Genomic DNA, 8,513 nt, shown 5'->3' with positions numbered 1-8,513 from the left:
TTGAGCTTTGTCTAAGTGTTAGCATAATTTGCCGGGAGTTTCCTAAAAACTGTGTAACTGCTTATAATCCACTAACCGGAGAATAAGTAATGACTACTCAATCTGACCTTAAAAAACTGGCCGAGCAAATGGCTGGTAGCATGAAAAGCTTTGATGACATCAAAGACTTCCAAAAGCAGCTCATGCAATCCTTTATTGACACTGCATTAGAGGCTTGCCAATAAATTATAACGAGGGGTTTTAATTGATTCTTGATCCTTGGGTTTGGCTCGGCTGTTTCATTCTGCTGTCCTACACGGTAGAGGCAATAACAGGCTTTGGCAGCTTAGTGATAGCGCTCTCGCTAGGTGCGTTAATACTACCAATAAATCAAATGATGCCGGTTATTGTACCGCTCAACGTTCTAATGACGGGTTATCTGGTCTGGCGTAATCGCCGTCATATCTACTGGCCCGTACTACTTAAACTAATTTTGCCGCTCATGCTATTAGGGACACTGGCTGGATACGGGTTGCGACCTTGGCTTGGTGATTCTTTACTCAAACTGCTATTTGGCGCGTTGGTGTTCTGGTTTGCTAGCCGAGAGCTTTGGCGTATGTATCGCGGTATACAAATCGTTCCGCATACTCTGATGCTGAGCCGAGCTTTGACTTTTGGCGCAGGCATTACGCATGGTCTGTTCGCATCCGGCGGTCCCCTGCTAGTTTATGCAATGGGCGGCATAAAATTAGACAAGAGTCGTATGCGCGCCACTCTTTTATTTGTATGGTTTACACTAAATGGCTGTTTATCAGTGCTATTTCTGATTGACGGCACGTTGATCCCTAGCTTGCCACGTCTTGTTTTCTATTTGCCATTATTAGTGGTGGGTGTTCTATTAGGTGAATATCTGCATCACCGTCTAAATGAGCAGCGTTTCCAGCAATTAATTTATGGGTTATTGATGATAACTGGAATGCTGCTGATGATTAAAGCCGCTATGTAATTATTAATAAAGAAAGCATGCCTATGGTGAACCAATCAGGTGCTTTCACTGTTTCGGTTCCCTAGTGAGGACTTGAATATTCGGTTGTACGCTATTGTTATCATCACTCCTAGTTATTTATAGTAGCTCCGTGTACACAGTAGTGTCCTTTTTAACATGAAATGGCGGTATATCCATTTCATGTTAAGTCACTGTAGACCATTAAGTATAAGACGGCCTTTAAACCACCAGGCTCCTGATCAACGTTCGATGACTTAAATTAATCTGTATACCATTGTCGTTCGCCTACTTAGCACTAGCACCGATGACTTTATGACTTGAGCCAGCGTGCCATTTGTCTTATTGGGTTTGTGTTAAGCACGGCAAATTGTACGTGTTCTAGCGAAAATCAAAAAACTCATAATGAATATTTTTGGCAGGAATACCATTTTCTTTCATTAACTCTTGTACTTTTCCTAAAAGCCCTTTTGGACCGCAAAAACTAATCTGAATCTGCTTTGGATTAACTTCACTGGCGACTTGCCGAATGGTTTCAGCCATGGCATTACTGCCACTTGGGTTGGCTACGAAATCTACTCCAGACTGTTCTGTCATCTCCTGCATACGCTCAACACTTGGAAAAACACGCGCAGGATCGAAGCAATATATCAGAGTGGCACGTTCAAAATGACCGATAGTTTTATCCTCTTGCCAAGAAATAAAGGGAGAGATTCCTACTCCGGCACCAATCCAGATTTCACGCTCTGCATTTGATATACGTTTAAAATTACCATGAGGCGCATAAATATCAGCCAACATACCCACTTTGGCTTGTTCATTTAGCTTTTTTGTATAATCACCCAATGCTCGAATCACAAAATGGATGTGTCCAGTATCAGAAGGTGCGTTAGCTATGGTAAAAGGATGCGGCTCGTGCAAACCTGGTTCTTTAAGAGAGATAAAGGCAAATTGACCAGCCTTAAATTGAAACCCTTTACGGACTGGCTCAAACTCCAAGTGTACCGCCGCTTTGCCCTGGGATATAGCGACTAACTTATACTCTCCGGCTTTGGCAATGAATGGGTACAATATCATCTTGTACAATGCTGCAATCACGCCTACAGAACAAAGTAGTGCTAACCAAATACCTGCTGGACTAGTCAGTGTGATGGGAGACTCAAAGCTCAGCCAATGTAGTATAACGATTAAAAAAAGTGGGCCTGAGAACTTATGCAACCAACGCCAGTTGCCATACGGGATTTTGCGATTCAGCGCCAGTAGTATAATCAGACCTAACGCGACAAGGCTGAGTTGACGCATCAAACGCGTCCAATATTTGGACAACTCCAAAATGGGCGCAAGATCCCAAGCGTCTAGCTTGGCTTTGAAGACAAAATGATAGACAGCGAAAATAAGTGCCCATATAGCAATCCACTTATGCGCTTCATAAACCCTGTCCAGACCGCCAAAGAGCCTTTCAATACCGTGCCAACGGCTAGCGAGTATGCATGAGCTTGCCATGCACGCTAAAGCCGAAGCACCCATTATCAAACTGACTGTTGCTGATGTGATCCACGTTTCAGAGGAAATTTGCATGAGTACAGTGATTGAAGTGATCAGTACGACACTACCGATCACTTGCCATGACTTTAAAGCCATAAGAATCTCCCGAAAAATTATTTTATTGCCGTTAAGAAAGCTTGATTTAACAAGTAGGTATTTATTGAGAAGTATGGCTAATAATACAGCCTGATTCTTAAATAATTCTTAAGTGGTGTATATGGCACGACGTAGGCTACCGGTTCGCTGCACAATGATTTACCTGTTTTAACGTCCTAAGCTCACCTTAAGATTTGTTTGTTGTAATAGCGATAAGGCAGATGATGTGATATCTCGTCTGCTTACGATATCTTGCTGATTTTAGTGTTTAGCAGCGGGTGTTGTCAATAAACAAACAAATGATTAAGGAGTGACAACCATGAGCCAAAAAGACATCATTAATTGGGACGACTCTTCTGCACATGTACCGAACATGCCTAAAGCGAGGCAAGTAAAAGTTTGGGACCTATTAGTAAGAGTGACTCATTGGACAGTCGCAGCTGGTATTATTGCTAATCTGTTTTTTACCGAAGATGGTGGTGAGTGGCATGAGTATGTCGGCTATACCGTTTTGGGACTGGTGGTCATACGTTTACTTTGGGGTCTGGTTGGCACGCGCTATGCACGCTTTACTGGCTTTTTCCCCACACCAAAACGACTCAAACGGCATGTATCAGATTTAAGCGTTCGACGCGTTGATGAGCAGAATCTTGGTCATAACCCCTTGGCCGCACTGATGATGTTATCGTTATGGGCTGTGACTATAGGGTTAGGACTAACCGGTTATCTGATGGAAGCAGGGCTGTTTGGTGATAAAGAGGTGCTTGAAGAGATTCATGAGTTATTAGCAAACAGCTTATATCTACTGGTTCCTCTACATATCATCGCAGCGATTGCCATGAGTTACTGGCAACGCCAAAACCTCATTAAATCAATGATAACGGGCAAAAAAACGGTGACAGACAAGCCGACTACTATGAAATAAGTCAAGCGATGGAGCACTTATGGCACGCATATTATTGATAGAAGACGACAGCACCATCGCTGATGGAATTGTCCTTGGCTTAAAAAGTCATGGCATGATGGTGGATTGGTTTGGTGATGCCAAGCAAGGTGAGATGGCGCTGCAAGATGGCATGTTTGATGCGGTACTGCTGGATTTGACCTTGCCAAAAGGTGATGGCATGACCGTCCTAAAAAACTGGCGGGAAAAACACATAGATACGCCAGTATTGATTATCACCGCTCGCGATGCGATTGCCAATCGTGTGGCAGGACTCAATGCCGGCGCTGATGATTATTTGGTGAAGCCATTTGCATTAGATGAGGTGATTGCCCGTCTACAAGCATTGATGAGACGCAGCCAAGGTCGGTGTCAACCTGAAGTCCGTTATGGCGAAGTGGCCTATCAGCCTCAGAATCAGCAAGTCTCTTATCAAGGCAAAATGGTAGAATTAACCATCAAAGAAGTGGCAATCTTAGAGCAAATGCTGACCCACCCTAAGCAAATCCACAGCCGCGCAAGCTTAGAAGACAAGCTATATGGGTGGCAACAAGATATCGAAAGCAATGCCATTGAAGTACACATTCATCATTTACGTAAAAAACTGGGCAATGATTTTATCTTGACCAAACGCGGTATTGGCTACTATCTCAATCCAGTCCATAACCACCATTAACCACCGTTAGGCATTCAACGGTCTGTTTTTGGTGCCTCCACTTTGTCTGCTACTTGGTGAGCCTATGAAAAGTATTCAGCAACGGCTATTAACATCGCTACTGATTGGTTTACCTTTGCTGTGGGTGCTTACCTCAAGCTTTATTGCGTGGAAGCTTTGGCACGAAATCAATGAGATGAATGACACCCAAATCACTCAAGTTGCCCGTTATTTAATAGGGGTCGCCCCCAAAGAAGAGGACGATAAAGACCATCATAGGCAAAGGGATGATAACAAAAAGCACACGCCCAAAATCTATGCGTTAAAAAGTAAGCAGCTATCAGGTGATCTTGGTGAGGCTGAGGATGACTATATGGGCTTTGCCATTTGGGATAAAAAAGGCCGTCTATTAATGGCTGATGAAAATGGTCAATCATTTGCTTTTTTGCCAGACCAGCATGGGTTTTTAGAAGAGCATGATTCTGCCTATCAGCGCCTCAACCCTTTTAGTAAGCGCTGGCGTTTATTTTACGTCCATGATGATCATGACTATGAAGGTCGGGTCATTGCCGTCGGACAGAACCTCAAATCTCGCCGAGAGATGATTACTGATGCCATGTCCGTGCAAGTGCTGCCGATGTTGATTGGGCTATTTGCATTTATGGGTTTGGTGGTGTGGCTGATCCGGCGGGGGTTTATGCCGTTAACTCAGATTAGTAGTGCGCTTGAACAGCGTCAACCGCAAGATGATAGCCCCATCACAGCGGACGTGCCCAAAGAGATCCAACCGTTAGTGAGCGCCTTAAATGTCTTGTTTGTAAAAGTCGCGGATACCCTAGCACGTGAGCAGCGCTTTACCGCCGATGCCTCACATGAGCTTAGAAGCCCGCTTGCGGCGTTAAAGCTACAAGCTGATTTGTTACAGCAGCAGATATTGCAGTTATCTGGCGTAGAAGACGATAATCAGCTGTTCTATCATGCCCAAAACATTAGCAATGGCATTGAGCGGGCCACTCATTTGGTCGATCAACTGCTGATTTTAGCCAAAATAGAACCGCAACAACAATTACCTCCTGAGCAATTAGAAAGTCCGGATTGGTTGATGCTAACGGATATTGTACTCAGTGATGTCAATCGGCTGGCTCGTGAAAAGCACATGCAATTAAAACGCACTGTGAACTGTGACAATCCTGCTGATATTCTACCCATCCTTATCAATCCAATTTTATTCAAACTGCTCATCCGTAACCTGTTGGACAATGCCATTCGCTATTGTCCCGAGGGCGCTTTGATTGAACTTCAGCTCGACACCAATGCTATTAGAGTGGTCGATAATGGCAGTGGCGTCGAGCCAGAACAACTGACGCGCTTAAGCGAGCGCTTTTATCGCCCAGCAGGTCAAAGCCAATTAGGTAGCGGTCTTGGGCTATCCATTGCCAATCGAATAGCAGAGCTGCACGGTCTGACGTTAGAGTTTGCTAACCGCTCTCAACCAGAAACTGGCTTTATCGTCACGATAAGACATAAAAAAGCGATATCAAGCATCTGATAAAACGATAAAAATTAATCGGCGTGGGCTTAAGGTTGAGTTAATATTTACCCCGTATGCTAGTTGTATTCCCTAATAATATAGACGGAGTACAATCTTATGAGCCTACCTCTATTAAAACCCTTATTATTGACTGTTGGTGCAACCTCATTAGTGTTTTTTGGTAGCGTTATCGCCTTATCTGTCCAGTCGCCCAGCGCTGATGACGCACTATCAGCTGCGAATGCCATGAGTCAAAATACTGACATTACCTCTATATCCTCTGATTTATCGTCCTTTAAAGCCGTGGCAAACCCTCTCACGCAATCCCCATTTGCCAATCCATCACCTCTGGCGGCACTCACAGCCACGCAAGCAACTGCGCTTGCGCAGCAAGACGCGCCCAATTCAGTATTGCAGGCTTCACCCGAGCTCGTCAATTATAACGGCACCGTCGCTTATGAGGTGCTATTAGACAGCGGCGCTACTTATATTGATGCCAGTGTCGGCACTGTACTGAATCCGGTTGCGACCAATGACTATCGTGCTGAGAGATTTGACGATGACGATTATGAAGATAAGCACCACGATGATGATAAACGTAAAGAGGATAAACATCGCAAAGCACACGATAAAAAATACTATAAAGAGAATGATCGCCTAATCGCCATGAGCTATCAGCAACATGATGAGGAGGAATACGATGACTAATACCAAATCACATTCGACACCAGCCGTCAAAAAAATGGCTAAAAAAGCAGATCCTTTTGCCGCTCTTAAAAGCAGCATTATGATGGTCTCGATTGCAGGTACTATGGCAGGATGGCTGGTACTACTCAATCAAGAACAAAAAACTGCCCCTGTGAGCACTGCCATTATAAGCACTGCTGTTGCTGAGTCTGATGAAAGGGCAGTCACGCCAACGCCCATCGCTGATATCAATCAATTGCGACAGGTCAATGCAGTCGCACCTGTTGAGGTAATAAGGGTTGTCGCTCGTACGCGATCTTCTCAATAAATAAGAAAAACCACAGATTATTTAGTTTGAATGTTTAGTCAAGGGAGGGCTTTGAATGCACACAAATATGTCCAATCAAACAACACCGCAACTGGCAACGATTAAACTGTTTGCCATGGGTTGTCACATTCAAATTAGCTTAAATACCACAAGACTGAGCGCGCAACCTTCACAAATGAGAATAGACCAACAAGTCGCTTTTTTGACAAACGATATTCAGCAGCGCTTAGCTGACTGGGAACATATCTTCAGTCGTTTTGATGACAGCAGTGAGCTTATGAGACTGAATAACCGTGGCGACCAATGGTCTGAGGTGAGTTCAGAATTATTTGAGGTGTTGCAGCGTGCCATTCACTTTGTCTCAAAGACTCAAGGCTTAGTAACACCAACGTTATTGCACCCTCTATGGGACGCAGGCTATAAGCATTCATTTGAGACCTTGCCCAAAATGTCTGTGCCATCATTACCTGTTACTAGCGTAAGCACCCCTACAAACGTGCAAGACACGACAAGTGCTAACCATGCCAATCAGCAGATAGAAGGTATTCAGCTTCGCCAGTTAGCTGACAGACAACATCAAGTATATCTGCCAGCTGGCATGGCACTGGATTTGAATGGATATGTCAAAGGGTGGTGCGCCATGCAGTTGGCGGAAAATATTAGCCGAGTTCATGACTGGCATATTCCCTGCTTAGTCGATATGGGTGGGGATATCGCGATTGGTGTTCCAAAAAACCCAACAGATAAACCGGTGTCTTGGGGAGTGGCTGTTGCCAAGCCGTATTTTGCCAATAGTGAGCACGTTCACAATGATGAAGATGTGGCGATCCTCAAGCTCAGCTCTGGGGCTGTCGCCACATCTGGGCAAGATTATCGTCGCTGGTTGCACGACGGCCGCTGGCAACATCATTTGATCCATCCGCATGACTTGCGTCCAGTAACAAGTGACGTCCTAACTGCAACGGTACTGGCGAAAGATGCGATGACGGCGGAGGTATACGCCAAATACTGCGTGCTTCTTGGTGTTAAAGCAGCCGTGGCGTGGCTCAACAAACACCATATTGCGGCGTTGTTAATAGATAGGGATAACAAAGTGATGGTGACTTCTGCCATGCGTCCAAACCTGCTTGCTAGTTAATTTATCACGCGACATGCGCTAGATATCAATACATTAAGTAAAGCCATTCATAGGAGCATAGTCATGCATACAGACCATCCTACCAGCAGTCATACTGCTTCCAATACTAATGTTCTCACTCAGGCTCTATGGGTTGGCTTAACGTTAAGCATTGCTATCGGAGTTGGTGGTTATGCGTCGTTAACTTGGGGAGAGACGGTATCTCAGCTACTGACCAGCACAGATAAACACTTTTGGTATTTATCACGGGCAAGCGGTGTTATCGCTTATACGTTATTTTGGTTGGCAGTCATTTTTGGCTTGTTGTTAAGCACTCGTTTAGGCAAGCGCTTTAATGCAGCGCGGGTATTTGTCTTACATCAGTATCTAAGCCTGATTGCCGTAGGCTTTGCCGCGTTTCATGCTGGTATCTTATTAGCAGATAATTTCTTAAATCTGAACTTATGGCAGGTGCTAATGCCTTTTGGTTTTCAGACTGAGCGTGTGGGCGTGGCCTTGGGGCAGTTGGGGTTTTGGTTCTTATTTATCTGTGCGTTTAGTTTTTATATTAAGCAGTATATTGGTCAATCAGCATGGCGCTGGCTACACTTTTTGACCTTTATGGCGTA

10 protein-coding genes are annotated in these 8,513 nt (G+C 44.6%); 9 read left to right on the top strand and 1 reads right to left on the bottom strand.

Features of this window, described 5'->3' with window-relative positions; all coding sequences use genetic code 11:
* The first annotated feature begins 89 nt into the window (after positions 1–89).
* Together FH976_RS16080 and FH976_RS14970 are read left to right on the top strand one after the other, a co-directional pair.
* Positions 90–224 (top strand): hypothetical protein, encoded by a 135-nt coding sequence (locus FH976_RS16080; protein ID WP_267463563.1) that lies wholly within the window; start codon positions 90–92, stop codon positions 222–224.
* A gap of 20 nt (positions 225–244) precedes the next feature.
* The gene (locus tag FH976_RS14970) at positions 245–985 is read left to right on the top strand and encodes a sulfite exporter TauE/SafE family protein (RefSeq protein ID WP_194950415.1); all 741 of its coding nucleotides are present in this window, start codon (positions 245–247) and stop codon (positions 983–985) included.
* 378 nt (positions 986–1,363) lie between these two features.
* Here FH976_RS14970 and FH976_RS14965 read toward each other — a convergent pair whose 3' ends face one another.
* Positions 1,364–2,623: a ferredoxin reductase family protein gene (locus FH976_RS14965; RefSeq protein WP_020444588.1), complete on the bottom strand. Its 1,260-nt coding sequence runs from the start codon at positions 2,621–2,623 to the stop codon at positions 1,364–1,366.
* A 319-nt stretch (positions 2,624–2,942) separates the two neighbouring features.
* On the opposite strand from FH976_RS14965, the gene FH976_RS14960 reads away from it, so the two are divergent.
* The 7 genes from FH976_RS14960 to FH976_RS14930 all read left to right on the top strand — a co-directional run.
* Positions 2,943–3,548, top strand: coding sequence for a cytochrome b/b6 domain-containing protein (locus FH976_RS14960; RefSeq protein WP_020444589.1), 606 nt, complete (start codon positions 2,943–2,945; stop codon positions 3,546–3,548).
* A 19-nt stretch (positions 3,549–3,567) separates the two neighbouring features.
* Positions 3,568–4,242: a response regulator gene (locus tag FH976_RS14955; RefSeq protein ID WP_020444568.1), complete on the top strand. Its 675-nt coding sequence runs from the start codon at positions 3,568–3,570 to the stop codon at positions 4,240–4,242.
* Between the two features lie 64 nt (positions 4,243–4,306).
* Positions 4,307–5,770, top strand: coding sequence for an ATP-binding protein (locus FH976_RS14950; RefSeq protein ID WP_011959972.1), 1,464 nt, complete (start codon positions 4,307–4,309; stop codon positions 5,768–5,770).
* Between the two features lie 99 nt (positions 5,771–5,869).
* Positions 5,870–6,460, top strand: a complete 591-nt coding sequence (locus FH976_RS16205; RefSeq protein ID WP_173240334.1) for a PepSY domain-containing protein — start codon at positions 5,870–5,872, stop codon at positions 6,458–6,460.
* Positions 6,453–6,767: a hypothetical protein gene (locus FH976_RS14940; protein WP_109592595.1), complete on the top strand. Its 315-nt coding sequence runs from the start codon at positions 6,453–6,455 to the stop codon at positions 6,765–6,767. Before FH976_RS16205 ends, FH976_RS14940 begins: the two co-directional genes overlap by 8 nt.
* Before the next feature lie 55 nt (positions 6,768–6,822).
* Complete coding sequence (locus FH976_RS14935; RefSeq protein WP_011959975.1) at positions 6,823–7,905, top strand: FAD:protein FMN transferase; 1,083 nt, start codon at positions 6,823–6,825, stop codon at positions 7,903–7,905.
* A gap of 63 nt (positions 7,906–7,968) precedes the next feature.
* The coding region (locus FH976_RS14930) for a ferric reductase-like protein (protein ID WP_194091593.1) at positions 7,969–8,513 on the top strand (545 nt) is incomplete at its 3' end.

This window comes from Vibrio hibernica (genome assembly GCF_015223435.1).
Taxonomy (GTDB): domain Bacteria; phylum Pseudomonadota; class Gammaproteobacteria; order Enterobacterales; family Vibrionaceae; genus Vibrio; species Vibrio hibernica.
Note: the sequence above shows the minus strand (reverse complement) of the source record. Positions and strands in the feature narration are given on the sequence as shown.